This window comes from Pseudomonas sp. URMO17WK12:I6, from assembly GCF_003253625.1.
In the GTDB taxonomy this organism is placed as follows: domain Bacteria; phylum Pseudomonadota; class Gammaproteobacteria; order Pseudomonadales; family Pseudomonadaceae; genus Aquipseudomonas.
In genome coordinates this window covers 49,324-75,015 of the sequence record NZ_QKYZ01000004.1, presented here as the reverse complement: position 1 = coordinate 75,015, position 25,692 = coordinate 49,324, and the positions used below count along the sequence as shown (strand labels likewise).

Sequence of the window (25,692 nt, the reverse complement as noted above, 5' to 3'; positions counted from 1 at the left end):
CACTATCAATATACGCCTTGATTGAATAAGCGAGTGATAGACGCGCCACGTCACACCGAATCCGATGTTCCGGATTCGGTGATGACCCAACACTACTTCTGCGCGTATTTCGTGCCGTGCGAATCGTTAAGCTGTGCCTGCATCAGCCCCCACTCACGTTGAATGATCGAGTAAGGAATAAAGATACTGATCCGCTCAGCGCCCTTTACCCCAGGGTGAAAACTCACATCGTGAAGTGTGGTGGAGAAGAATCCGACATTAATACCGACAATGCTGCCGTCATTGGCGATAACCGGCCCACCCGACATCCCCTTGATCATCGGGGCATCATGGATGGCATAGCGTTCGCCGCTGCCTTCATCACTGTTGATGAAAGGCGCCGGATACACCTTGCCTTGCCCGCTGACCGTTGTCATATACGGGCTCGTTCCCACGGCAGTGATGTGCTCACCCACGCGCGGTGCGCGCCATGACGGATAATGGCCGTCAGCCTTGTGCTTGATGAAGACCAGGTCGCAACCGGTGCTGCAGCTGTATATCACATTGCGAATGAGTGGGGTGTGGCGGGTGGTGACGGCGTAATCCTCGTTCCATTGCACGGCCGAGGCGGTGTACAGATAGGGCAAGGGAAAGCCTGAGAAGACTGAGAAATATGAATCGTTGGCAGGTCCCGACAAGTCGGGTTTTACCATACCGTTGCATCCTGCAATACCAGCTCCTATTAAAAAGTAGGCCATGATTTTAATCATGATGTTCACCGACTTATAAGGAGATTTTAGTTTTTGTTGTGTCAGGTTTTTAGTGATCAGATTGTTGTAGTTGTTCCTCGCTGCCTGTTCTGGTGGGTAATGTATGGCTTAGGTTGTAAGCGTGTGTATGAATTAATTGCGCTAAGAACAATCGCTTTTCGTTACATATAAAAAACTTCAAATATTTGGCGCCTGAAAAATGTCACATGCACCAAAATAAATATAAATGGAAGTTGCACTTAATAAGTGTAAAACGCGTGAAACAGTACTTTTAGAGCGATTTAGAGCACGTTGGAATGCCGCGGCAACCTAACAGAAATCAGTGCCGCGAAAATAACAAATGCGCTGGATATCCATAAACACGCTTCCAGCCCGAAGACCTGAAAAACCCAACCGGAGAGCACGGTGCCGATCAGCCGTCCCATGGCGTTGGACATGTAGTAGAAGCCCACATCCAGCGATACGCCGTCTTCCTTGGCGTAGGACACGATCAGGTAGCTGTGCAGCGAGGAATTCACCGCGAACAACGCACCAAAGATCATCAGACCGCCCAACAGCACCCACTGTGGCGACAACCCGGTGTTCAGCCCCAGCGCGATTGCCGCCGGCAGGCCTGCCAAGGCAACCGCCCAAAGAAACGCGGCGCGGCCATCCGGGACATGCCCTCGTTGCTTGCCGGTGATCCGCGGCGCGAGCGATTGCACGATGCCGTAGCCAATCACCCAGGCCGCCAGGAATCCACCGACCTTCCAGAAGTCCCAGCCAAAAACGCTGCTCAAGTACACCGGTAAAGCCACGACGAACCAGACATCGCGGGCACCGAACAGGAACATCCGTGCCGCCGACAAGATGTTGATGGCCCGGCTCTTGGAGAGAATGTCGCGGAACCTGGGCTTGGCTTTCGCCTTGCCCAGGTCCTTTTTCAACAGGATCAGGCTGCCGAGCCAGATCAGCGAAAGAACGCCTGCCATGGCCAGCAGCGCCCCTCTGAAACCGATCAGGGCGAGCAATGCCCCGCCGAGAAAGAAACCGACGCCCTTGAGGGCATTCTTCGAGCCGGTGAGGATGGCTATCCATTGATAAAGCGTGCCCCGTTGCCCGTCGGGCACCAGAAGCTTGATCGAGCTTTTGGCGCTCATCTTGTTCAGGTCTTTGGCGATCCCCGACAGTGCCTGCGCCCCCATCACCCAAGGAATCGTCAGCCAGGCCACCGGCACCGTCAGCATCAACAGCGCCACCACCTGCATCCCCAGCCCGATGTTCATGGTCCGGTTCAGCCCCAGTCGCGCGCCGAGATAACCGCCCAGCAGGTTGGTGATCACGCCAAAGAGTTCGTAGAACAGAAACAACGCCGCGATTTGCAACGGGCTGTAGCCCAACCCGTGAAAGTGCAGCACCACCAACATGCGCAAGGCACCGTCGGTGAGGGTAAAAGCCCAGTAATTGCCCGTAACAAGCAGGTATTGCCGCACTGACGGCGCGAGGGCTGACAAGGCTTTCATCAACGCTCCTTAAACGGCCAGACCGACCATCCTGGCCAATTCGACGGTGCGGTTCGCGTACCCCCATTCGTTGTCGTACCAGGCATAGATTTTGACCTGGGTGCCGTTGATGACCATGGTCGACAGCGCATCGATGATCGATGAGCGCGGATCGGTGCGGTAGTCGATGGACACCAGCGGACGCTCCTCGAAACCGAGAATACCTTTGAGTTCGTTCTCGGATGCGACCTTGAGAAACCGATTCACTTCGTCAACCGTGGTGACGCGCTCGACCTCGAACACACAATCAGTCAGCGAAGCATTGGCCAACGGTACGCGCACTGCGTGGCCATTCAGACGCCCGCGCAGCTCCGGGAAAATTTCCGCGATGGCGGTGGCCGAACCGGTGCTGGTCGGGATCAGGCTCATGCCCGAAGCCCGCGCACGGCGCAGATCCTTGTGGGGTTGGTCGAGAATGCTTTGGGTGTTGGTCAAGTCGTGAATGGTGGTGATCGAGCCGTGGCGAATGCCTAGCGCTTCATGGATCACCTTGACCACTGGCGCGAGGCAATTGGTGGTGCACGACGCCGCGGTAACGATGCGATGCTCCGCCGGATTGAACAGTTGATGGTTGACGCCCATGACGATGTTCAGCGCGCCCTCTTCTTTCACCGGAGCGCTGACCACCACGCGCTTGACGCCCTGGTCGAGGTACGCCTGAAGCACCGCGACAGTCTTCATCTTGCCGCTGGCTTCAATCACCAGATCGCAGCCCGACCAATCGGTATCGGCAATCGCCTTGTTGGCGGAAACCTTGATGCGCTTGCCGTCGATGACAATGCAGTTACCTTCGGCGCTGGCTTGATCATTCCAGCGACCATGCACCGAATCGAAGTTCAGCAGGTGCGCATGCGTCGCCGCGTCGCCTGCCGGGTCGTTGATCTGCACGAACTCAAACTCCGGCCAGTGCCAGGCGGCGCGCATGGCGAGACGACCGATGCGGCCAAAACCATTGATGCCCACTTTGATAGTCATGTTGGTGTGCTCTGTATCTGTTGTCAGGGATAGGCTTTTGAAATTATCGAACCGGACAGCAGGCGGCTGCCCGTTCAGGGCGCTCACCCATGTCTTCAAGACGTTTGGCATCCGCGCTTAGCCAATGCTGGTTGGTTTCAAGCACGACAGTCAGCATTTGAAGCACCCAGTCAGGAAGACTCGGGTGCAACCGGTAGTAAACCCATTGGCCTTGTCGACGGTCCGACAGCAATCCGCTGGTGCGCAACTGCGCCAGGTGCCTGGAGACTTTCGGCTGGCTCTCATCCAACGCACAGGTCAGCTCGCAGACACACAACTCTCCCTCGCGGGCGATGAGCAGCATCATGCGGACCCGGTTGTCGTCAGCCAGGCATTTGAAAACAGTGGTCGGCGTCAGAGAGTCAGCCATTTCGGGTCTCGGCGTTTGGGTTTCATACAGCAACACGGGCTTCGCGACACAGGCAAGCCTCATCAATATGCGTTTTGCCGAATATATGTTTTTCCGTATATGCGGTAAAGCAGCAAATCTTCGACCAACACAACCAGCGTCCTGACGTTCGTGCGGTCCCGGGAAGATCAGCGAAAGGATTTCGTATACCCTATCGCTATCTCACTCCAAACGATCGCCGCCGTGAACCTACCCAAACTCAACGCTCCCGACCTTGGCAATACGCCTTCGACCTCGGAAATCATCACCCGTCATTTGCGCGACGCGATCGTCGCCGGGCATTTCGCCGAAGATGAGCCGATTCGCCAGGACGACATTGCCCGCCAGTTCAACGTCAGCAAGATTCCAGTGCGCGAGGCCCTCAAGCGGCTGGAAGCCGAAGGGTTGGTGATGTTCCAGCGCAATCGCGGGGCGATGGTCACGCGGGTTTCCGATGCCGAGCTGGCGCAGATGTTCGAAGTGCGCATGTTGCTGGAAGACAAAATACTGCGCCTGGCCATCCCCAACATGACCGAAGAAACCTTCGCCCGTGCCGAGCGTATCTGTCAGGAATTCATCGGCGAGGACGACGTGGGCCGCTGGGCCGAGCTCAACTGGGAGCTGCACGCCTGCCTCTACGAACCGGCACAACGGCCGTTTCTGGTCAGCCTGATTCGTTCGGTCAACGACAAGCTGGAGCGCTACCTGCGCATGCAAATGAGTCTGTCCGCCGGCAAGGAACGGGCCGATCACGAACACCGTGAAATCCTCGCGGCTTGCCGTGCCGGCGATGTGGAGCTGGCGGTGAAGCTGCTGGACGAACACATTGCCGGGGTCTGCAAGACCCTGTTCGAACACCTGCCCCACGCCCACTGACGGTTCAGGATGCTGTGCCGATTTCGTCATCGGCACAGGATAAATCCATCAAGCCGGCACCTCGCCGCACAGGCCACTCTTGCGTTCACTCATCTGAACGGACGTGGCCCTTCCATGAAACGCATCACCGTGATCGACTCCCACACCGGCGGCGAACCGACCCGTCTGGTGACCGCCGGTTTTCCTGACCTGGGCACCGGCAGCATGGCTGAACGGCGCAAGCGGCTGGCCGACCATCATGATCAATGGCGCGCGGCCTGTGTGCTGGAACCACGAGGCAGCGACGTGCTGGTGGGTGCCCTGCTCTGCACACCGGTAGACCCGAGCGCCTGTGCCGGGGTGATTTTCTTCAACAACACCGGTTACCTGGGCATGTGCGGCCACGGCACCATCGGCCTGGTGGCGTCGTTGGCGCATCTGGGCAAAATCGGCCCCGGCGTGCACCGCATCGAGACGCCAGTGGGGACGGTGCAGGCGACCCTGCACGAAGACCATTCGGTGAGCGTGCGCAATGTGCCGGCCTACCGTTACCGCAAGGCGTTGGTGTTGCAGGTGCCGGGCATCGGCCAAGTTGTCGGCGATATCGCCTGGGGCGGCAACTGGTTTTTCCTGATCGCCGAGCATGGCCTGCGGGTGGCCGGCGACAACCTTGACGCGCTGACCGCTTATACCTACGCCGTGCAACAAGCGCTGGAAGCCCAGGGCATTCGTGGCGAAGACGGCGGGTTGATCGACCATATCGAACTGTTCGCCGATGACGATCAAGCCGACAGCCGCAACTTCGTACTCTGCCCCGGCAAGGCCTATGACCGCTCACCGTGCGGCACCGGCACCAGTGCCAAACTGGCCTGCCTGGCCGCCGACGACAAGTTGCAACCGGGGCAGATCTGGCGTCAGGCCAGTGTCATCGGCAGCGAGTTCGAAGGTTCTTATGAATGGCAAGGCGAGCGCATCGTGCCGACCATTCGTGGCCGTGCCTTTATCAGCGCTGAAGCCAGTTTGATCATCGAACAAGATGACCCGTTCGCCTGGGGCATTCGCCCATGAGCGAGGGCCTGGTGGCCGATGTAATCGTGATCGGCGCCGGCATCATCGGCGCCGCCTGCGCCCAGGCACTGGCCCGTCGTGGCTTGCAGGTGTTGGTGCTGGACGCCGGCCTGCACGGTGCGACGGCGGCAGGCATGGGCCACCTGCTGGTGCTCGATGACAACCCGGCCGAATTGGCCCTGAGCCAATATTCCCTGCAACGCTGGCGTGAACTGGCGCCGGACCTGCCCGACGGCTGCGCCTACCGCAACAACGGCACACTGTGGCTGGCGGCCAACGCCGAGGAAATGGCGGTCGCCCACAGCAAATACCTGAACCTGAAAGCCCAAGGCGTGGCGTGCGAATTGATCAGCGCCCGCGCTTTGCGTCAGCGTGAACCGGAACTGCGCGAGGATCTGGAAGGCGGCTTGCTCATCAATGGCGACGGCATTCTGTATGCGCCGGCGACGGCCCGCTGGATGCTCGACACACCGAACATCCGTCAGCATCGGGCGCGGGTCAGCGCGGTCGATGGTAATCGCGTCTGCCTCGATGACGGCCATTGGTTGCGGGCCGAAGCCGTGGTGTTGGCCAACGGCATTCAGGCCAGCGAACTGTGCCCGGAGTTGCCCATCGAGCCGAAAAAGGGCCACCTGCTGATTACCGACCGCTACCCCGGCACCGTCACCCACACCTTGGTGGAGCTGGGATACGTCACCAGCGCCCACAACGCCACCGGGCCATCCACCGCCTGCAATATTCAGCCGCGCCCGACCGGGCAATTGTTCATCGGTGCCTCACGGCAATTCGGCACCACCGACCCACAGGTCGAAGGCTGGATGCTGGCGAAAATGCTCAAGCGTGCCGCCGAGTACATGCCAGGCCTGGCCCGGCTCAACGGCATCCGCGCCTGGACCGGTTTTCGCGCCGCCAGCCCCGACGGCCTGCCGCTGGTGGGCCAGCACCCACAGCAGCAGGGCTTGTGGCTGGCGGTCGGGCACGAAGGGTTGGGCGTCACCACGGCCCCCGGCACGGCCGACTTGCTGGTGGCGCAGCTGTTCAACGAAACCCCGCCACTGACCGCCCAACCCTACCTGCCCCAGCGTTTCCTCGGAGAACCCGCCTATGCCTGAATTACTGCTGGACGGCCGCGCCTTGAAGGTGGCCGAGGGCACCAGCGTCGCCGCAGCCTTGGCGCTGGGCAGCGACGGATGCACGCGCACTTCGGTCAGTGGCCAACGCCGCGCACCGCTGTGCGGCATGGGCATTTGCCAGGAATGCCGGGTGACCATCGACGGCCGGCGACGCCTGGCCTGCCAGACACTGTGCCGCGACGGCATGCAGGTGCAGACATGCCCATGAACGAATACGCCGATCTGCTGATCATCGGAGCCGGCCCCGCCGGCATGGCCGCTGCTCTTGCCGCTGCCCCCAGTGGCGCACGCATCGTCATGCTCGACGACAATCCGCTGCCGGGTGGGCAAATCTGGCGTGACGGTCCGCAAGCCAATGTGCCCGATCAGGCCCGTCGCCTGCGTGAACGTTTGCAGGCGTGCAGCAACATCCACCGTCACACCGGCACCCGGGTGATCGCCAGTCCCGGTCCGAAACAACTGTTGGTCGAAAATGACGATGCCGGTTGGCTGATCAGTTATCACCGATTGATTCTGTGCACCGGCGCCCGCGAGTTGCTGCTGCCCTTCCCCGGCTGGACGTTGCCCGGCGTGACCGGCGCCGGTGGTTTGCAGGCGCTGATCAAGTCGGGCCTGCCGGTGCAGGGTGAGCGCGTGGTGATCGCCGGCAGCGGCCCGCTGTTGCTGGCCAGTGCCGCCACGGCGAAAAAACACGGCGCGCAGATCCAGCGCATCGCCGAGCAAGCCTCGCGCACCGCCGTCGCCGGTTTCGCCGCGCAACTGCCCCGTTGGCCTGGCAAATGGCTGCAATCGTTCAGCCTGTTCGACCGCCATTACCGCACCGCGACGCATGTGCTGGCCGCCCTTGGCACTGATCGGCTGGAAGGTGTGCGCCTGCAACAGCAGGGCAAAATCGTCGAACTGGCCTGTGATCGGTTGGCCTGTGGTTTCGGCTTGATCCCGAACATTCAATTGGGCCAGGCACTGGGTTACGCCATCGAGGGTCAGGCGTTGGCCGTGGATGCCTGGCAGGCCAGTCGCGTCGATCATTATGCGGCGGGAGAATGCACCGGGTTTGGTGGCAGTGAACTGGCGTTGGTCGAAGGTGCCATTGCTGGGCACGCGGCGGTCGGTGACCTTGAAGCGGCACGCCAGTTGTGGCCACGTCGAGCGCGCTGGCAGGGTTTTGCCAAGGCACTGAATCAGGCCTTCGCCCTCGACCCACAACTCAAATCCCTGGCCCGCCCCGACACCCTGGTCTGCCGCTGCGAAGACGTGCCCTACGGCGCATTGACCGGGCACACCGACTGGCGCGAAGCCAAGCTGGCCAGTCGCTGTGGCATGGGCGCCTGTCAGGGCCGGGTGTGTGGCGGCGCGGTGCAGCACCTGTTTGGCTGGCAACCCTCGGCGCCCCGTCCGCCCTTCAGCCCGGCCCGAATCGAGACCTTGATGTGCCTGGACGACACCCCGCCAGCCTGAAACCCCCTCGGGGGTTTCAGCCGCGCTGTCGAGCCTCTATGATCCCGGGGTCGCCCTCAGACCCCAGCGCCATGTACCCCTCGCTCAGCACCTTCAAACCCTGCGACCTGCCCACGCTGTTGAACAGCCTGCAGCCGATTGCGCCGCTGCTCGACACCCTGGCGGACGTGGTGTTTTTCATCAAGGACCGCGAAGCCCGCTACGCCTTCGTCAACCAGACCCTGGCCCGGCGTTGCGGTTTCAAACATCGCGAGGATCTGCTGGGGCTCACCGCCGAGATGGTCTTCCCGGAACGCTTCGGCCCGCTGTACACCGAACAGGATCGGCGGGTGCTGTCCAGCGGTCGCGAGATGGCCGACCAACTGGAACTGCACCTGTATTACGGCAACCAGCCGATCTGGTGCCTGACCCACAAACTCGCCTTGAAGGATGAACAGGGTCACATCGTGGGCCTGGCCGGGATCTCCCGCGACCTGCAATCGCCGCAGTCCAATCACCCCGCGTTCCAGAAACTCGCCGCCGTGGACGCGCACATCCGCAGCCACTTCGCCCGCCCCATCAGCCTCGCCGAACTGACCGCCATCGCCGGTTACTCCGTGGCGCAACTGGAGCGTCACTGCAAGCGGGTGTTCCAGCTCACGCCACGGCAGATGATCAACAAGGCGCGCCTGGATGAAGGTTCTCGGCTGTTGCTGCACAGCGACCTGCCGATCACCGAGATCGCCCTGCGCTGCGGTTACACCGACCACAGTGCGTTCAGCCGGCAGTTTCGTGCGTTGACCGGTTTGTCGCCGAGTCAGTATCGCGATACTCAGCGCTAAGGATCGTTCCCACGCGGAGCATGGGAATGATCAACCCACAGTAAGACCAATAAACAGGCGATGTTTAATAGACATCTCCAGACACTCACCCAGGCTACACATCCTTGCGCCTCTGCCTACGACTACGCCAGAATCCGCCGGCTAGTGCGCCTGTGGCCCGGGCTATATCGTTTCCCTGTCGCTGAAAAAAACAGCGATCGGGTTTGGTAGCCCGCCGTTCACATGTCGCATAGCTTCACCTTATGCAGGTGCTTCTTCAGCATTTGTATTTATGGTGGCCATGCGTAGGGTGCCCTCGGGCACGCCGGTTTTTCCATGTGGGCCGGTCTACCAACCTTCGTATGGCCACCACCTCTTCGTTTGGTAGCGAGGGTGATGGCTCCTCTAATCACATATGGAGTTCCATCTATGTTCAAACCAACACCCAATCCACCGGCACCCGACGACGTTTCCCCCTACGAATCCCTCGATTCCAAAAAACTCCACGAAGCCGCCGACCGCGCCCTCGATCACTACCTCAAACCACCCATCCCCAAAGACACCCAGCGCAAACCCAGCACCATTTACCACGTCGGCCCCAAGGTCGATAACGAAACCCTGCTGGTCAACGCCTGCGAATCCCTGGCGTCAGCCAGCATGATGCTCAGTGAGTTCGCCGGGTTGATGGACATGCTCCATCGCAACGTGATGTTGGGGATTCAATCGGTGGTCATGCTCGGGGAGCTGGCCGTCAACCGGGTGCTGGATAATTTCGATCCACAAGACTGACACTGGATCTGAAGTGATTGGGCATCTGTGGCGAGGGAGCTTGCTCCCGCTCGGCTGCGCAGCAGTCGCAAAACCGGCATATGCGGTGTGCCAGAAAAATGCGGTTGCTGGATTTGGGGTCGCTTCGCAACCCAGCGGGAGCAAGCTCCCTCGCCACATGGGTGTGTCAGAGCACGGGGTGATCGCAGGGCGCCGATGTTCCCTAAAGGGGCGCCCCGCACAACCATTGCTCCCATCTGTAACACCCACCATCGCGGCCCCCGCCCCTCACGGCGTCACTCTGACGCACCGCAACACCTCTACTCCAAGGTCTGCCAACAAATTCACGCCTCGGCCTGGAAACGGGCACGTTGATTGCTATATTTAATATCGTATACGAAATCCCCAATACGATATCCAACAGCACTTCACATCAACGAGGCCTCTATGAAAAACCCCGCATTTGCCGTAGCCCTCAGCGCTGTTCTCAGTACCTCCTTCATTGCCACCGCCCAGGCCGACAAACTCGACGACATCATCGGTTCGGGCAAGCTGCGCTGCGCCGTGACCCTGGACTTCCCGCCCATGGGTTTCCGCGATGCCGGTAACAACCCGGCCGGTTTCGACGTGGACTACTGCCGTGACCTGGCGAAAATCCTCGGGGTCGAGGCCGAAGTGGTCGAGACGCCGTTCCCGGACCGTATTCCGGCGCTGGTCTCCGGGCGGGCCGATGTGATCGTCGCCTCCACTTCCGACACCCTCGAACGGGCCAAGACCGTCGGCCTCACCGTGCCCTACTTCGCCTTCCAGATGGTGGTGCTGACCCGCGACGACACCGGCATCAACAGCTTCGATGACCTCAAGGGCAAACCCGTGGGTAACACCAGCGGCACCTATGAGGCCATCGCGCTAGAGAAAGACGTGAAGAACTGGGGCACCGGCACCTTCCGCGCCTATCAGTCGCAGAACGACACCCTGCTGGCCGTCGCCCAAGGCCATATCGACGCCACCGTGGTCACCAACACCGTGGCCGCCGCCACCCTCAAATCGGGCAAATACAAAAACCTGAAAGTCGCCGGTAACGCGCCGTACGTGATCGACTACGTCTCCCTCGGCGCCAAGCGTAACGAGTATGGCCTGCTCAACTACCTCAACCTGTTCGTCAACCAACAGGTGCGCACCGGTCGTTACAAAGAGCTGTTCGTCAAATGGGTCGGCACTGAAATCCCGCCGACCAACCTGACCGTGCCACAGGTCTACTACTGAGGTGTCCGGCATGCCTAGGCCCACTTCTCTGACCGGTCGCAGCCTGGTCGCGGGCGCCGCCGAGGGCGCCCTGCTGTTCGCCGATATCGGCTTGAGTTTCTGGGGCGGGGTCGATCCGTTTAGCGGCGAGATCATTGACCGTCACCATCCGCTCAGCGGCGAATACCTGGCCGGCCGCGTGCTGGCCATTCCCAGCGGTCGCGGCTCGTGCACCGGCAGTAGCGTGTTGATGGAACTGATCAGCAACGGTCACGCACCGGCTGCATTGGTGCTGGCCGAACCCGATGAGATCCTGACCTTGGGCGTGCTCGTCGCGCAGACCATTTTCGAGCGTTCCCTGCCGGTGCTGTGCATCGGCCGGGAGGCCTTCGCCACGTTGCGCGGCAAGGCCTTCGCTCGGGTCGACGGCGCCTCGGTAACCGTGTTCGAACACCTGCCGGGCGATGCCTGGCAGGCACTCGACAGCCCGTTGCAAACGCAAGACCCAAGCGCCCCGCTCGAACTCACCGAACACGACCGGGCGCTGCTCGACGGCCAGCATGGCAAGGCTGCGCAAGTGGCCATGCAGATTGTTCTGCGCATGGCCGAACTGCAAGGTGCCCGCCGCCTGGTGGATGTCACCCAGGCGCACATCGACGGCTGCATCTACACCGGACCTGCGAGCCTGCGCTTTGCCGAACAACTGGTGCAATGGGGCGCCAACGTGCGGGTGCCCACCACCCTCAATTCAATTTCCGTGGACCAGCGCCGCTGGCGCGAATTGGGCATCGACCCCGCGCTCGGCGAACCGGCCAGTGCCTTGGGCGACGCCTATATGGCGATGGGTGCGCAACTCAGTTTCACCTGTGCGCCCTACCTGCTCGACAGCGCGCCGAAGGCGGGCGAGCAGATCGTCTGGGCCGAATCCAACGCGGTGGTCTACGCCAACAGCGTGCTGGGGGCACGCACCCTGAAGTACCCGGACTACCTGGACATCTGCATCGCCCTGACCGGCCGCGCCCCGTTGATCGGCTGCCACCTGGACGCACAACGCAAGGCCCGATTGCAGGTCGAAGTGCCCACCCTGGGTGAACTGGACGATGCCTTCTACCCGCTGCTCGGTTACCACATCGGCGCGCTGGCGGGCAGCCGGATTCCACTGGTGCGCGGGTTGGAAAACCGCAAGCCGAGCCTGGACGACCTCAAGGCGTTCGGCGCGGCGTTTGCCACCACCTCCGCCGCCCCGTTATTCCATATCGCCGGGATCACCCCGGAAGCTATCGACCCGGCGCAGGTGCTGGAGGGAGATGTAGCCCTACCCGTGGAAACAATCCGCCTGAAGGATCTATTGGTCAGTTGGCGCGAACTCAACAGTGCCCGCGACAGCCGGGTGGATGTGGTCTCGCTGGGTAACCCGCATTTCTCCCTCAGCGAGTTCGCTCACCTGGCGCGACTGTGCCTCGGTCGGCACAAACACCCCGACGTGGTCCTCGCCATTACTTGCGGCCGCGCCGTGCTGGAGCAGGCTCGCGAAGCCGGGCATATCGCCGTGATCGAAGCCTTCGGCGCGACCCTGGTCACCGATACTTGCTGGTGCATGCTCGGCGAACCGGTGATCCCGCCGGGTGCAAAAACCTTGATGACCAACTCGGGCAAATACGCCCATTACGCACCCGGCCTGGTGGGCCGCAAGGTGCATTTCGCCAGCCTGGCTGAATGTGTCGATACCGCTTGCAGTGCCACGGCCAGCGGTCGTCTGCCGGCCTGGCTGCAAACCGCCGCCCCTCTGGAGACTCTCGCGCATGTTTGATTACACCTTCCAATGGCGCGCCACCCTGCGCGCCCTGCCGGACATGCTCGCCGGCGCCTGGGTCACCTTCGAGACCGCCGCGCTGTCGATGATCTTCGGCGTGCTGATCGCCCTGGCCCTGACGGTGATGCGCGAAAGCAAAACCCCGCTGCTGCGCGGTATCGGCAACGGCTGGGTATCGATCGCGCGCAACACCCCATCGCTGTTCCAGATCTACGTCCTCTACTTCGGCCTCGGCTCGCTGGGCTTGCATGTCAGCTCATGGTTCGCCCTGCTCGCCGGGATCACCTTCAACAATGCCGGGTATCTGGCGGAGAACTTTCGCGGCGGCCTCAAGGCCGTACCCGACACGCAAGTGCGCGCCGCGCGTTCGCTGGGCATGAGTGCCTTCCAGGCCTACCGCATGATCATCGTCCCGCAGCTGTTGCGGATCGTCTTCTACCCGTTGACCAATCAGATGGTCTGGGCGGTGCTGATGACGTCGCTGGGGGTGATCGTCGGGCTGAACAATGACCTGACCGGGGTGACCCAGGACTACAACGTCAAAACGTTCCGCACCTTCGAATACTTCGCCATCGCCGCCGCGCTGTATTACCTGATTGCCAAGGCGATCGTCGCGTCAGCCCGGCTGATGGCCTGGCGGTTGTTCCGTTACTGAGGGCTTGACCATGTTTTCCACCAGTTTTTCCTGGAATGACCTGCTGTTCCTGCTCGACGGCGCCTGGGTCACCCTGCAACTGACGTTCTGGTCGATCATCCTCGGCTCCTTCGCCGGGCTGTTGTTTGGCCTGCTGCGAGCGCTGTTGCCACGCGCCAGCCTGCCCCTGGCCTGGGTGCTGGACGTGTTTCGCAGCGTGCCGCTGTTGATCCAGTTCGTGCTGTTCAACTCGCTCAAAAGCATCGTCGGCTTGAACATCAGTGCCTTCAGCGTCGGCTGCATTGTGCTGGGGGTCTACACCGCCGCGTACTTCACCGAGATCGTGCGCAGCGGCGTGCTGTCGGTGCCGTTCACCCTGCGGCGGGCCAGTCGTTCGCTGGGCCTGAGCTTTTTGCAGGACCTGCGCTGGATCGTCCTGCCAATGGCCACCCGCGTGGCCTTCCCCGGCTGGCTGAACCTGGTGCTCGGTGTGATGAAAGACACCGCGCTGGTGATGTGGATCGGCATCGTCGAACTGCTGCGCGCCTCGCAAACCATCGTCACCCGCATTCAGGAACCGTTGCTGGTGCTGTGCGTCGCGGGCCTTATCTATTACGTCATGAGCCTGGTGGTTGCACGCCTGGGCGCTCGTCTGGAAAGAAGGTGGCAAGAAAATGATTGAGATCGACAACGTACATAAATCCTTCGGCGATCTGGCCGTGGTCAAGGGTGTCAGCCTGACGGTGGACAAGGGCGAAGTGGTGTCGATCATCGGCGGCTCGGGCTCCGGCAAATCGACCCTGCTGATGTGCATCAACGGCCTGGAGCCGATCCAGAAAGGCAACATCCGCGTCGATGGCGTCGAGGTTCATCACAGCGCCACCGACCTCAACCGCCTGCGGCAGAAAATCGGCATCGTGTTCCAACAATGGAATGCCTTCCCGCACCTGACCGTGCTGGAAAACGTGATGCTGGCACCGCGCAAGGTCTTGGGCAAAAGCAAGGCCGACGCCGAGGCGCTGGCGGTGCAGCAACTGACCCACGTGGGCCTTGGCGACAAGCTCAAGACCTTCCCCGGCAAGTTGTCCGGAGGCCAGCAGCAACGCATGGCCATCGCCCGCGCCCTGGCCATGTCACCGGACTACATGCTGTTCGACGAAGCCACCTCGGCCCTCGACCCGCAACTGGTCGGCGAGGTGCTGGACACCATGCGCATGCTCGCCGAAGACGGCATGACCATGGTGCTGGTGACCCACGAAATCCGCTTTGCCCGCGATGTGTCCGACCGTGTGGCGTTCTTTCGCAATGGCCTGGTGCACGAGATCGGCTCGCCGGATCAGGTGATTGGCAATCCGATACATGCGGAAACGGCGGCGTTTCTCAAATCAGTGAAATAACGACCGGCGATAAAAGGAGTCAGCCATGCGTTCATCGAAAGTCATTCATGTGGTCAGTTGCCACGCCGAAGGCGAAGTCGGCGATGTGATCGTCGGCGGTGTCGCCCCACCGCCCGGCGCCACCGTGTGGGAGCAATCGCGCTGGATCGCCAAGGATGAAACCCTGCGCAATTTCGTCCTCAACGAACCCCGTGGTGGCGTGTTCCGCCACGTCAACCTGCTGGTGCCGGCCAAGGACCCTCGGGCGCAAATGGCCTGGATCATCATGGAACCGGCCGACACGCCACCGATGTCCGGCTCCAATTCGCTGTGCGTCGCCACGGTGCTGCTCGACAGCGGCATCCTGCCGATGACCGAACCGCAAACCCGGCTGGTGCTCGAAGCGCCCGGTGGCTTGATCGAGGCCGTGGCCGACTGCCGTGACGGCAAGGTCGAACGGGTGGAAATCAAGAACGTGCCCTCCTTCGCTGATCGCCTCGACGCCTGGATCGAAGTCGAAGGCCTCGGCTCATTGCAGGTCGACACTGCGTACGGTGGCGACAGTTTTGTCATCGCCGACGCCAAAAGCCTGGGCTTTTCCATCCGCCCTGACGAGGCGGCCGAGCTGGTCGAGGTCGGGTTGAAAATCACCCGCGCGGCCAATGAACAACTAGGCTTCGTCCATCCGCTGAACCCCGAGTGGTCGCATATTTCCTTCTGCCAGATTGCCGCGCCCATCGTGGTTGAAAATGGCATCGCCACCGGGGCTAACGCCGTGGTGATTCAACCCGGCAAGATCGACCGCTCGCCCACCGGCACTGGTTGTTCGGCACGTATGGCAGTGTTGCAGGCCAAGGGATTGATGCAGGTTGGCGAGCGCTTTATCGGCCGTTCGATCCTCGGTTCCGAATTCCATTGCCGCATCGATTCGATGACCGAAGTGGCCGGTCGCCCGGCGATCTACCCGTGCATTTCCGGCCGGGCCTGGATCACCGGCACCCACCAATTGCTGCTCGACCCCAGCGATCCCTGGCCACAGGGCTATCGCCTGTCAGACACCTGGCCCGGCGCCTGAAACTCCCCCAGACCAACGGCTATAAAAAACCCTGATTGATTGAAAAAACCACTGGCCGAGTATCGGCATTTAAAATATCGTATACGAAATACAAAAACGAACCGGAGGCAACAATGAGCAAGCGCATTAACTGGAGTGGCGTCTTCCCCGCGGTGACCACTCAATTCAACGATGACTTCTCCATCAACCTGGAAAAAACCCACCAGGTGATTTCCAACGTGATCCGTGACGGCGTATCGGGCCTGGTGGTGTGTGGTTCGGTGGGGGAAAACACCTCATTGACCGCCGAAGAAAAAATCGCCGTGACCGAAGTTGCGGTCGACGCTTCCCGCGGCCGCGTGCCGGTGATTTGCGGTGTGGCCGAGTTCACCAGTGTGCAAGCGGCCAAGGTGGCCAACGCGGTGCGCAGGGTCGGTGTCGACGGCGTGATGCTGATGCCGGCGCTGGTCTACGGTTCCAAGCCGTTCGAGACCGCCGAGCATTACCGCTACGTGGCGAAGAACGCCGACGTACCGTTGATGGTTTACAACAACCCGCCGATCTACAAAAACGACGTCACCCCGGACATCCTGATTTCCCTGGCCGACTGCGACAACGTGGTGTGCTTCAAGGATTCCTCTGGCGATACCCGCCGTTTCATCGACGTGCGCAATGAAGTCGGCGACCGTTTCGTGCTGTTCGCAGGTCTCGATGACGTGGTGCTGGAAAGCATCGCGGTGGGTGCCGAAGGCTGGGTCTCGGGCATGTCGAACGTATTCCCGAAAGAAGGCGAGACCATCTTCCGCCTGGCCAAGGCCGGTCGCTTCGCCGAAGCCATGCCGATCTACGAATGGCTGATGCCGATCCTGCACCTCGATGCCCGTGCCGACCTGGTGCAGTGCATCAAACTCTGCGAAGCCATCGCCGGTCGCGGCAGCGCCCTGACCCGTCCGCCACGCCTGGCACTGCCGCAAGCTGATCGGGAGTTCGTCGAACAGATCATGGCCAAGGCCATGGCCAACCGTCCGGAGTTGCCGGACGTCGGTCTCTGAGTGATTGCCGGGCGGATCCTTGCGGGTCCGGCCCGGCTACCTGTTTTCGCGCCTCTACAGGAAACGTCAGCATGTCCAATCCTCACAGCACCTCCAGCGCAACCACACCCTCGGGACTCAAACGCGTAGTGGCCGCCGCCATGGCCGGCACTGTCGCCGAGTGGTATGAATTCTTTCTCTACGGCACCGCTTCGGCATTGGTCTTCGGCCAGCTGTTCTTCCGTCAGACCGACAGTCCGATCGACGGCATCATCGCCGCCTTCGCCCTGTACGCCGTCGGCTTCCTCGCCCGTCCGTTGGGCGGTCTGGTGTTCGGTCACTACGGTGACAAATTCGGCCGCAAGCGCCTGCTGCAACTGAGCCTGGTGGTGGTTGGCATCACCACGTTCCTGATGGGTTGCCTGCCCGGCTTCGACAGCATCGGCTATGCCGCGCCAGTGTTATTGGTGCTGCTGCGGCTGATTCAGGGCTTTGCCTTTGGGGGCGAATGGGGTGGCGCGATTCTGCTGGTGTCCGAACACTGCCCGGACAATCGCCGGGGCTTCTGGGCCAGTTGGCCGCAAGCCGGGGTGCCGGCCGGCAACCTGGTGGCGACCGTCGCCCTGCTGCTGTTGTCGTCAAACCTGTCGGAACAACAATTCCTCGCCTGGGGCTGGCGCGTGGCGTTCTGGTTCTCGGCGGTGGTGGTGCTGATCGGCTACTGGATTCGCACCAGCGTCGATGACGCGCCGATTTTCAAGGAGGCCCAGGCCCGGCAAGCGCAGACCAAGCAGCAACAACTGGGCGTGGTGGAAGTGTTGCGTCATCACTGGCGCGCGGTGCTGGTGGGGATCGGCGCGCGGTTTGCCGAGAACATCCTCTATTACACCGTGGTCACCTTTTCGATCACCTACCTGAAACTGGTGGTGCACAAGGACACCTCAGAGATTCTGTTGCTGATGTTCGGCGCGCACTTGCTGCACTTTTTCCTGATCCCGTTGATGGGCTATCTGTCGGATATCGTGGGGCGTAAACCGGTGTACCTGATCGGCGCGGTGCTCACTGCGTTCTGGGGCTTCATCGGCTTCCCGATGATGGACACCGGCAACAACTGGCTGATCATCGGGGCCATCACCCTGGGCCTGGCCATCGAGTCGATGACCTATGCGCCCTACTCGGCGCTGATGGCCGAAATGTTCCCGACCCATGTGCGCTACACCGCCCTTTCGCTGTGCTACCAGGTGGCGCCGATCTTCGCCGGATCCCTCGCGCCGCTGATCGCCATCACCCTGCTCAACAAGTACCACAGCTCGACACCGATCGCCTGGTACCTGGTGGGCGCCGCGCTGATTTCCATCGTGGCTGTCGGCCTGACCCGGGAAACCCGTGGCAAGTCGTTGCACCAGGTGGATGCCGAATCCGCTGCGCGTATTGCTGCGCTGGATAACCTCGAACCGGCCGCCACACGCCGGTTGGCTTAATCGCCAGTACGCAACCTGTAGCAGCTGCCGAAGGCTGCGTTCGAGCGCGTAGCGGTCGTAAACCATGCACCGCGGTGTGGCCGAAATACCGCGGTGCATGATTTACGACGGCTTCGCCGCCGAACGCAGCCTTCGGCAGCTGCTACGGATCGCCGCGCTACGCCTGGCATTTCTCAACCAACGGCATTTGGCCTCGCATTCCAACAGGAGTTTTTCCATGCCCCAGATCATCGGCCACAACTACATCGGCGGTGCCCGCAGCGCCGCTGGCAACATCGCGATGCAGAGCCATGACGCCAGCACCGGCGCAGCGCTGCCCTATTCGTTCATGCAAGCCACCGTCGAGGAAGTGCACGCCGCAGCCCAAGCCGCCGCTGCCGCTTACCCTGCCTTTCGTAACTTGCCGGCGACACGCCGTGCAGAATTTCTCGAGGCCATCGCCGCGCAACTGGATGCCCTGGATGACGAATTCGTCGCCCTGGTCACCCGCGAAACTGCCCTGCCGACCGCACGCATCCAGGGTGAACGCAGCCGTACCAGCGGCCAGATGCGCCTGTTCGCTCAGGTGCTGCGCCGGGGCGATTTCTATGGGGCGCGTATCGACCGCGCGTTGCCCGAACGTCAGCCTCTGCCACGGGTCGACCTGCGCCAATACCGGATCGGCGTCGGTCCGGTGGCCGTGTTCGGCGCCAGTAACTTCCCGCTGGCCTTTTCCACCGCTGGCGGTGATACCGCGGCGGCTCTGGCCGCCGGTTGCCCGGTGGTGTTCAAGGCCCACAGCGGACACATGGCGACCGCTGAACACGTGGCCGACGCAATCATCCGCGCCGCCGAGCAAACCGACATGCCTAAAGGCGTGTTCAACATGATCTACGGCGCGGGCGTCGGTGAAACGCTGGTCAAGCATCCGGCGATCCAGGCCGTCGGTTTCACCGGCTCGCTCAAAGGTGGTCGCGCCCTCTGTGACATGGCCGCCGCACGGCCACAACCGATTCCCGTATTCGCCGAAATGAGCAGCATCAACCCGGTGCTGGTATTGCCTGAAGCCCTGCGCGCACGGGGCGAAAAAATCGCCGGTGAACTGGTGGCGTCGGTGGTTCAGGGGTGCGGTCAGTTCTGTACCAATCCGGGGTTGGTAATCGGTATTGGCTCACCACAGTTCAGCGCGCTCACCGCTCGGCTCAGTGCCTTGATGGCCGAACAGCCGGCGCAAACCATGCTCAACGCCGGCACCCTCGCCAGCTACGAAAAAGGTGTGCAGGCGTTAGTCGACCATCCAGGGATAAGCCATCTGGCAGGCCAGGACCAGCACGGTAATCAAGCCCGGCCGCAACTGTTCAAGGCCGACGTCAGCCTGCTGCTCAAGGGTGATCCGCTGTTGCAGGAAGAAGTGTTCGGCCCGACCACCCTCGTCGTCGAAGTGGCCGATAAAGCCGAGTTACAACAAGCGCTGAACAGTTTGCACGGTCAACTCACCGCCACTTTGATTGGCGAAGAGCAGGACCTGAAGGAACACGCCGATCTGCTGGTGCTGCTGGAACAAAAGGTCGGCCGGGTACTGTTCAATGGCTACCCCACCGGCGTTGAAGTGTGCGATGCGATGGTGCATGGCGGTCCTTACCCGGCGACCTCCGACGCCCGTGGCACGTCGGTCGGCAGCCTGGCCATCGAGCGTTTCCTGCGCCCGGTGTGCTACCAGAACTGCCCGGATGCCTTGCTGCCCGACGCCCTGAAAAACGCCAACCCGCTGGGCATTGCCCGCCTGGTCGATGGCGCCAGCCACCGCGAACCGGTCTGACAACACGACCTCCTGTGGGGTGAGCCTGCTCGCTCCCACAGGAGATCGGATTATCAAGGCAGCAGCGCTTTCAGATCGTTGTACAGCGCCTCGGGAATCTGCACGCCCTCCACCAAACTGTGCGCCCGCGCCGCATAACGCCGTTGCGACGGCAAGCGCGCCCCCTGCCCTTCAATCCCTTGAAACAACACCTCGGCCCGGGCCAAGTGCTCTTCAGTGGCCGCTCCCAGAAAACGTCGCGGATCCAGCGCGATGATCAGCTCGCCATGGTACGGCGATGACTTGCTGCCCGCGTCGTAAGCCAGTGACTCGGCGCTGGTCAGGTCACCGATCAAAGGCCCGGCAATCAACTCCACCATCGCCGCCAGCGCCGAGCCCTTGTGCCCACCGAACGTCAGCATCGCGCCGCTATCGAGCACCACGTTGGCATCGGTGCTCGGCCGCCCCTCGGCGTCCACGCCCCAGCCCTCGGGAATCGCCTTGCCGGCACGCCGATGCAACTCGATATCGCCACGGGCAATCGCACTGGTGGCGAAGTCGAACACAAACGGATCCTGCCCCACGCGTGGCCAGCCAAAGGCAATGGGATTGGTGCCGAACACCGGCACCCGTCCCCCGGCCGGCGCCACCCAGGCATGACTCGGATTACACGCCAGCGCCACCAGCCCGGCGGCGGTCAACTGTTCGATCTCCACCCACAGCGCCGAGAAATGCACACAACGATTGATCGCCAGCGCCGCAATCCCATTGGCCCGGGTTTTCTCCGCCAGTAACGGCAAACCTGCCTGGAACGCCAACTGCGAAAAACCACCCCCGGCATCCACCCGCACAATCGACGGTGCCTGGTCGATCACCCGTGGCTCGGCGTCGGCCGACACCTTGCCGGCCCGCAGGGAATTCACGCAGCCCAGAATCCGGTACAAACCGTGGGAGGCACAGCCATCGCGCTCGCCAGCGATCACCGTCGCCGCCACCGCTTGCGCATGGGCCAGGTTAAAACCGTTGTGCAACAGGATCGATTCGGCCAATTCACGGGCTTCGATCAGGGTCAGTCGAATCATGGTCATCTCCTTGGACAGACCGTTCAGCGTGGTCTATCCAAGGAGCGGTGGCTTGATCGGTTTAGGGACGGAGGGTGACGAAATGGGCACAGTGCCCTTTCGATCAGAACTGCGCTGCTTCCAGTTCAAAGAGGCATTCGCTACCGGCCCTGGCCGATGCACTCAGCGAGTGGATGCGCGGCAGCAGGCGGGCGAAGTAGAAGCGCGCGGTGGCCAGTTTACTGGCATAGAAAGCGTCCTTGGAGTGCGTACTCATCGCAGTCTTGGCCATTCGCGTCCACATGTAGGCGTACGCGGTGTAGCCGAACACATGCAGGTACTCGACCGAGGCCGCGCCGATTTCATTCGGGTTGCTCTGGGCTCGATCCAGCAGCCACGCGGTCAGTTCGTCAAGGGTGTCCATCGCGGCGTTCAACGGTTTGGTGAACTCACCCAGGTCAGCGCAGGCGTTGGCGGTGTAGTGGCGAACTTCGGCGGCGAACAAGCGGTAGAGCGCCCCGCCGCTGGCGACTATTTTGCGCCCGACCAGATCCAGCGACTGAATGCCGTTGGTGCCTTCGTAGATCTGAGTGATGCGCACATCGCGAACCAATTGCTCTTGGCCCCATTCGCGGATGTAACCGTGACCGCCGAAGATTTGCTGGCCGTGCACCGTGGTTTCCAGCCCCATGTCGGTGAGGAACGCCTTGGCCACAGGGGTCAGCAGCGACACCAGTTCCTGGGCGCGGGTGCGGGTTGGCGCGTCATCGCTGTACCTGGCGGTATCCAGTTGCAAGGCCACGTAGCTGGAAAACGCCCGCCCGCCTTCGTTCAAGGCCTTCATGGTCAACAGCATCCGCCGTACATCCGGATGCACGATGATCGGATCGGCAGACTTGTCCTTGCTCTGCGCGCCCGTCGGCGAACGGCTTTGCAGACGGTCACGGGCGTATGCGACCGCGTTCTGGTACGAGCGCTCACCCAACGCCAGGCCCTGGATACCCACACCCAGGCGTTCGTAGTTCATCATGGTGAACATCGCCGCCAGCCCCTTGTTCGGCGCATCGACGATCCAGCCAGTGGCCCCGTCGAAGTTCATCACGCAGGTCGCGGACGCCTTGATGCCCATCTTGTGTTCGATTGAACCGCAGGACAGCGCGTTACGCTCACCCAGCGAGCCATCGGCATTCACCAGCACCTTGGGCACCAGGAACAGTGAAATGCCCTTGGGGCCGGCGGGTGCATCCGGCAGTCTGGCCAACACCAGGTGAATGATGTTTTCGGTCAGGTCGTGCTCGCCGCCGGTGATGAAAATCTTGCTGCCACTGATCTTGAAACTGCCGTCGGCCTGAGGCTCGGCTCGGGTGCGGATCAGGCCCAGGTCGGTGCCGGCATGCGCCTCGGTCAGGCACATGGAACCGGTCCAGGTGCCGGCATACATGTTCGGCAGATAGCGTTCCTTGAGTTCCTGGCTAGCGTGGGCATTGATCGACAGGCACGCCCCGGCGGTCAGCATCGGGTACAGGCCGAACGATAGACTCGCCGAGTTGACCATCTCCTCGACCTGAGCCGAAATGGCCTTGGGCATGCCCATGCCACCGAACTGTGGGTCACCGCCGACACCCACCCAACCGCCTGCGGCGAACGCTTGATAAGCCGCGACAAAACCTTCGGGAGCGATGACGATGCCATTGCTCCAGGTGCAGCCCTGCTCATCGCTGCTGCGGTTCAGCGGTGCGACCACCTCGGCGCTGATCTTGCCGGCCTCCTCAAGGATCGCGGCGGCCGTCTCTTCATCGATCACCTCGGTCAGGCCAGGCAATCTGGCCCAGAGCCGGGACACCTCGAAGACCTCGTTGAGTACGAAGCGCATGTCGCGCAAGGGAGCTTTGTAATCAGACATAGTTGGCTTACTCAGAAGTGGTCAGGGCATGCGACATGGCCTGACGTTGGGTTGTATCGGTTTCAGCGGTTTGCGCCACATCAGTTTGCGCAACGGGGTGACGCAGCAAGAAGTACGACAGGGCCGGGATCAGGATCAGCGCGCCGAGCATGTTCCACAGGAACATGAAGGTCAGCAGGATGCCCATGTCGGCCTGGAACTTGATCGGCGACCAGACCCAGCACACCACGCCCGCCGCGAGGGTGATGCCCACCAGGCCCACCACCCGGCCGGTAAACGACACGGCGCTGCGGTAGGCCTGGCTCAGCGGCAGGCCCTGGCGCTGGAAATGCAATTGCACGCTGAGCAGGTACAAGGCGTAGTCCACGCCGATGCCCACGCCCAGTGCGATCACCGGCAGGGTCGCGACCTTCACGCCTATGCCCATGGCCACCATCAGCGCCTCGCACAGGATTGAGGTCAGGACCAATGGCAACAGGGCGACCAGGGTTGCGCGCCAACTGCGGAAGGTGATCAGACAGAACAGCGTCACCGCCGCATAGACGTAAAGCAGCATGGTGCGATTGGCCTCGCGCACCACAATGTTGGTCGCCGCCTCAATCCCGGCCGACCCGGCCGCCAGCAGGAACTGGCGATCGTCGCTGTTGTTGTCCCGGGCGAATTTTTCGGCGATGCCCACCACGGCATCCAGAGTCTCGGCCTTGTGGTCCTTGAGGAACGTGATCACTGGCATCAGCGAACAATCGGTGTTGAACAACTCCGGGGAGTTGACCGAGGCTTGCTGCGCGGCGTAATTCAATACGTCCTGATTGCGCTGGATGCTGTTGAGCTTGGGGTTGCCTTCATAGGTGCCGGCGGTGATCTGGCGCACCGCGTTAACCAGCGAAGTCGTGGCCTGTACGCCCGGATACTGCTGCAGCTCCCAGGCCAGGCGATCGGCGAGAATCAGTGTCTTGTAGCTCAGGCAGCCTTCCGGCGCGGTCTTGATCATCACCGCGAACAGGTCGCTGGACAGCGCGTAGTGGCTGGTGATGTAGGCGTTATCACGGTTATAGCGAGAGTCGGCACGCAACTCCGGTGCGCCACTTTCCAGATCGCCGATCTTCAGCTGCTGGCTGATCATGAAACCGCCGATGCCCATCAGTACCGCGACCACTACCGCCCCCGTGGCCCATTTGGCCGTGGTGAAGCGGTCGAGCAAGTCCCACAGTTTGCCGAAGCCTTTGTGCCCTTCGGCGCGCGTGTCGATGTTCAGCGCACGCTCGGCAGCCCTGGCGCCCACGCCGACATAAGACAGCGCCACCGGCATCAGCAACAGCGAAGTGAAAATCAGCACCGCCACACCGATACTGGCGGTGATCGCCAGATCCCGGATCACCGGTATATCGATCAGCATCAGCACCGCGAAGCCGACGGCGTCGGCCAGCAGCGCGGTAACGCCGGCAATGAACAGGCGGCGGAAGGTGTAGCGTGCGGCGATCAGTCTGTGGGTGCCACGGGCGATGTCTTGCATGATGCCGTTCATCTTCTGCGCCGCGTGGGACACGCCGATGGCGAAGATCAGGAAAGGCACGAGCACCGAATACGGGTCGATGGCATAGCCGAGCCAGGCGACGATGCCCAGCTGCCAGACCACCGCGATCAGCGAGCAGCCGACCACCAGCAAGGTGCTACGCACGCATCGGGTGTAGGCGTAAATGATGATCAGCGAAGTGACGACGGCCAGGCCAAAGAACATCATCACCTGGATCAACCCGTCGATCAGGTCGCCCATCAGTTTGGCGAAACCGATCACCCGGACTTTGTACGGGCCCTTGCCCTCCTCCCCGGCCTTGCGTGCAGCACTATCTCCTGCAAACTCGATCTGGTCGCGCAACTGTTCTTCGAGCATTTGCGAAAAGGCGTGGTAGTCGATGCGCTGACCGCTGGCCGTGGCCTTGTCCAGCAGCGGCACGATCAGCATGCTCGATTTGTAGTCGCTGGCCACCAGACTGCCGACGATACCGGCGCGGGAAATGTTCTGGCGCAGCTGTTCTATTTCTGCCGGCTTGCCCTGGTAGGTATCGGGCATCACCGGGCCGCCCTGGAAACCTTCCTCGGTGACTTCGGTCCAGCGCACCGCCGGGCTCCACAACGACTTCATCCAGGCACGGTCGACACCCTCGGCAAGGAACAATCGGTCGTTGACCTGTTTGAGCACGTCCAGGTAACCGGGGTCGAAGATATCGCCCTGAGTGTTCTCCACCACCACCCGTACCGAGTTCCCCAAACCGCGCAGCGACTGGCGGTTTTCCAGGAAGTTCTGGATGTACGGCTGGCTCTGCGGAATCATCTTTTCGAAGCTTGGACGCAGCTCCAGGCGAGTCGCGGCCATGTAGCCCAGCATCAGGGTGACCAGCGCCATCAGCAGCATGAACAGCGGACGGTAGTTGAACACCAGCCGCTCCAGCCGATTGCCGGAATGGCGGTCGAAATCCCGCAGATCGCGGATCACCGGCATGGTTTCTTGTTTGGTATGGCCCATGTCTGGGTTCTCGCTCTAA

General features: G+C 61.7%; 23 protein-coding genes. 16 read left to right on the top strand and 7 right to left on the bottom strand.

Going from position 1 to position 25,692, the window contains the following annotated elements; translation table 11 throughout:
- Positions 1-92: 92 nt before the first annotated feature.
- The 4 genes from F475_RS08500 to F475_RS08485 all read right to left on the bottom strand — a co-directional run bounded on the left by F475_RS08500 (position 93) and on the right by F475_RS08485 (position 3,674).
- Complete coding sequence (locus F475_RS08500; RefSeq protein ID WP_018928290.1) at positions 93-692, bottom strand: trypsin-like peptidase domain-containing protein; 600 nt, start codon at positions 690-692, stop codon at positions 93-95.
- A 338-nt stretch (positions 693-1,030) separates the two neighbouring features.
- Positions 1,031-2,251 (bottom strand): organoarsenical effux MFS transporter ArsJ, encoded by a 1,221-nt coding sequence (arsJ, locus tag F475_RS08495; protein WP_111453688.1) that lies wholly within the window; start codon positions 2,249-2,251, stop codon positions 1,031-1,033.
- Between the two features lie 9 nt (positions 2,252-2,260).
- Entirely contained in the window at positions 2,261-3,265 is a 1,005-nt protein-coding gene (locus tag F475_RS08490) for an ArsJ-associated glyceraldehyde-3-phosphate dehydrogenase (protein WP_111453687.1), read from the bottom strand.
- Between the two features lie 43 nt (positions 3,266-3,308).
- Positions 3,309-3,674 (bottom strand): metalloregulator ArsR/SmtB family transcription factor, encoded by a 366-nt coding sequence (locus F475_RS08485; RefSeq protein WP_086945530.1) that lies wholly within the window; start codon positions 3,672-3,674, stop codon positions 3,309-3,311.
- A 222-nt stretch (positions 3,675-3,896) separates the two neighbouring features.
- On the opposite strand from F475_RS08485, the gene F475_RS08480 reads away from it, so the two are divergent.
- From F475_RS08480 to F475_RS08400, 16 genes are all read left to right on the top strand, one after another.
- On the top strand, positions 3,897-4,568 hold the full coding sequence (locus F475_RS08480) for a GntR family transcriptional regulator (RefSeq protein ID WP_007935506.1): 672 nt from the start codon (positions 3,897-3,899) through the stop codon (positions 4,566-4,568).
- Between the two features lie 114 nt (positions 4,569-4,682).
- Positions 4,683-5,615: a 4-hydroxyproline epimerase gene (locus F475_RS08475; protein ID WP_111453686.1), complete on the top strand. Its 933-nt coding sequence runs from the start codon at positions 4,683-4,685 to the stop codon at positions 5,613-5,615.
- Positions 5,612-6,727, top strand: a complete 1,116-nt coding sequence (locus F475_RS08470; RefSeq protein ID WP_111453685.1) for an FAD-binding oxidoreductase — start codon at positions 5,612-5,614, stop codon at positions 6,725-6,727. Before F475_RS08475 ends, F475_RS08470 begins: the two co-directional genes overlap by 4 nt.
- On the top strand, positions 6,720-6,956 hold the full coding sequence (locus tag F475_RS08465; protein ID WP_008074690.1) for a (2Fe-2S)-binding protein: 237 nt from the start codon (positions 6,720-6,722) through the stop codon (positions 6,954-6,956). The genes F475_RS08470 and F475_RS08465 overlap by 8 nt, the downstream gene beginning before the upstream one ends.
- Positions 6,953-8,206 carry an FAD/NAD(P)-binding oxidoreductase gene (locus tag F475_RS08460; RefSeq protein ID WP_111453684.1) on the top strand — a complete coding sequence of 418 codons (1,254 nt, stop codon included), beginning with the start codon at positions 6,953-6,955 and terminating at the stop codon, positions 8,204-8,206. The genes F475_RS08465 and F475_RS08460 overlap by 4 nt, the downstream gene beginning before the upstream one ends.
- Before the next feature lie 71 nt (positions 8,207-8,277).
- Positions 8,278-9,027 carry an AraC family transcriptional regulator gene (locus F475_RS08455; protein WP_019581955.1) on the top strand — a complete coding sequence of 250 codons (750 nt, stop codon included), beginning with the start codon at positions 8,278-8,280 and terminating at the stop codon, positions 9,025-9,027.
- Positions 9,028-9,435: 408 nt separating this feature from the next.
- Complete coding sequence (locus tag F475_RS08450; RefSeq protein WP_111453683.1) at positions 9,436-9,795, top strand: DUF6124 family protein; 360 nt, start codon at positions 9,436-9,438, stop codon at positions 9,793-9,795.
- A gap of 426 nt (positions 9,796-10,221) precedes the next feature.
- Entirely contained in the window at positions 10,222-11,040 is an 819-nt protein-coding gene (locus F475_RS08440) for a transporter substrate-binding domain-containing protein (RefSeq protein WP_019581953.1), read from the top strand.
- 10 nt (positions 11,041-11,050) lie between these two features.
- Positions 11,051-12,829: an aconitase X gene (locus F475_RS08435; RefSeq protein ID WP_111453682.1), complete on the top strand. Its 1,779-nt coding sequence runs from the start codon at positions 11,051-11,053 to the stop codon at positions 12,827-12,829.
- Positions 12,822-13,487, top strand: coding sequence for an amino acid ABC transporter permease (locus F475_RS08430; RefSeq protein ID WP_018928302.1), 666 nt, complete (start codon positions 12,822-12,824; stop codon positions 13,485-13,487). Before F475_RS08435 ends, F475_RS08430 begins: the two co-directional genes overlap by 8 nt.
- Before the next feature lie 10 nt (positions 13,488-13,497).
- Positions 13,498-14,148, top strand: coding sequence for an amino acid ABC transporter permease (locus F475_RS08425; protein WP_064616855.1), 651 nt, complete (start codon positions 13,498-13,500; stop codon positions 14,146-14,148).
- Positions 14,141-14,863, top strand: a complete 723-nt coding sequence (locus tag F475_RS08420) for an amino acid ABC transporter ATP-binding protein (RefSeq protein ID WP_018928304.1) — start codon at positions 14,141-14,143, stop codon at positions 14,861-14,863. The genes F475_RS08425 and F475_RS08420 overlap by 8 nt, the downstream gene beginning before the upstream one ends.
- Before the next feature lie 25 nt (positions 14,864-14,888).
- Positions 14,889-15,917, top strand: a complete 1,029-nt coding sequence (locus tag F475_RS08415; RefSeq protein WP_064616853.1) for a proline racemase family protein — start codon at positions 14,889-14,891, stop codon at positions 15,915-15,917.
- Positions 15,918-16,030: 113 nt separating this feature from the next.
- Positions 16,031-16,948, top strand: a complete 918-nt coding sequence (locus F475_RS08410) for a dihydrodipicolinate synthase family protein (RefSeq protein ID WP_018928306.1) — start codon at positions 16,031-16,033, stop codon at positions 16,946-16,948.
- Positions 16,949-17,019: 71 nt separating this feature from the next.
- Positions 17,020-18,408: a fosfomycin efflux MFS transporter AbaF gene (gene abaF, locus F475_RS08405; RefSeq protein ID WP_064616852.1), complete on the top strand. Its 1,389-nt coding sequence runs from the start codon at positions 17,020-17,022 to the stop codon at positions 18,406-18,408.
- A 217-nt stretch (positions 18,409-18,625) separates the two neighbouring features.
- Positions 18,626-20,206, top strand: coding sequence for an aldehyde dehydrogenase (NADP(+)) (locus tag F475_RS08400; protein ID WP_111453876.1), 1,581 nt, complete (start codon positions 18,626-18,628; stop codon positions 20,204-20,206).
- Positions 20,207-20,259: 53 nt separating this feature from the next.
- Here F475_RS08400 and F475_RS08395 read toward each other — a convergent pair whose 3' ends face one another.
- From F475_RS08395 to F475_RS08385, 3 genes are all read right to left on the bottom strand, one after another.
- Positions 20,260-21,267 (bottom strand): Ldh family oxidoreductase, encoded by a 1,008-nt coding sequence (locus F475_RS08395; RefSeq protein WP_111453681.1) that lies wholly within the window; start codon positions 21,265-21,267, stop codon positions 20,260-20,262.
- Between the two features lie 103 nt (positions 21,268-21,370).
- The gene (locus F475_RS08390) at positions 21,371-23,149 is read right to left on the bottom strand and encodes an acyl-CoA dehydrogenase C-terminal domain-containing protein (protein WP_111453680.1); all 1,779 of its coding nucleotides are present in this window, start codon (positions 23,147-23,149) and stop codon (positions 21,371-21,373) included.
- A gap of 7 nt (positions 23,150-23,156) precedes the next feature.
- Positions 23,157-25,673: an RND family transporter gene (locus F475_RS08385; protein WP_111453679.1), complete on the bottom strand. Its 2,517-nt coding sequence runs from the start codon at positions 25,671-25,673 to the stop codon at positions 23,157-23,159.
- Positions 25,674-25,692 lie beyond the last annotated feature (19 nt).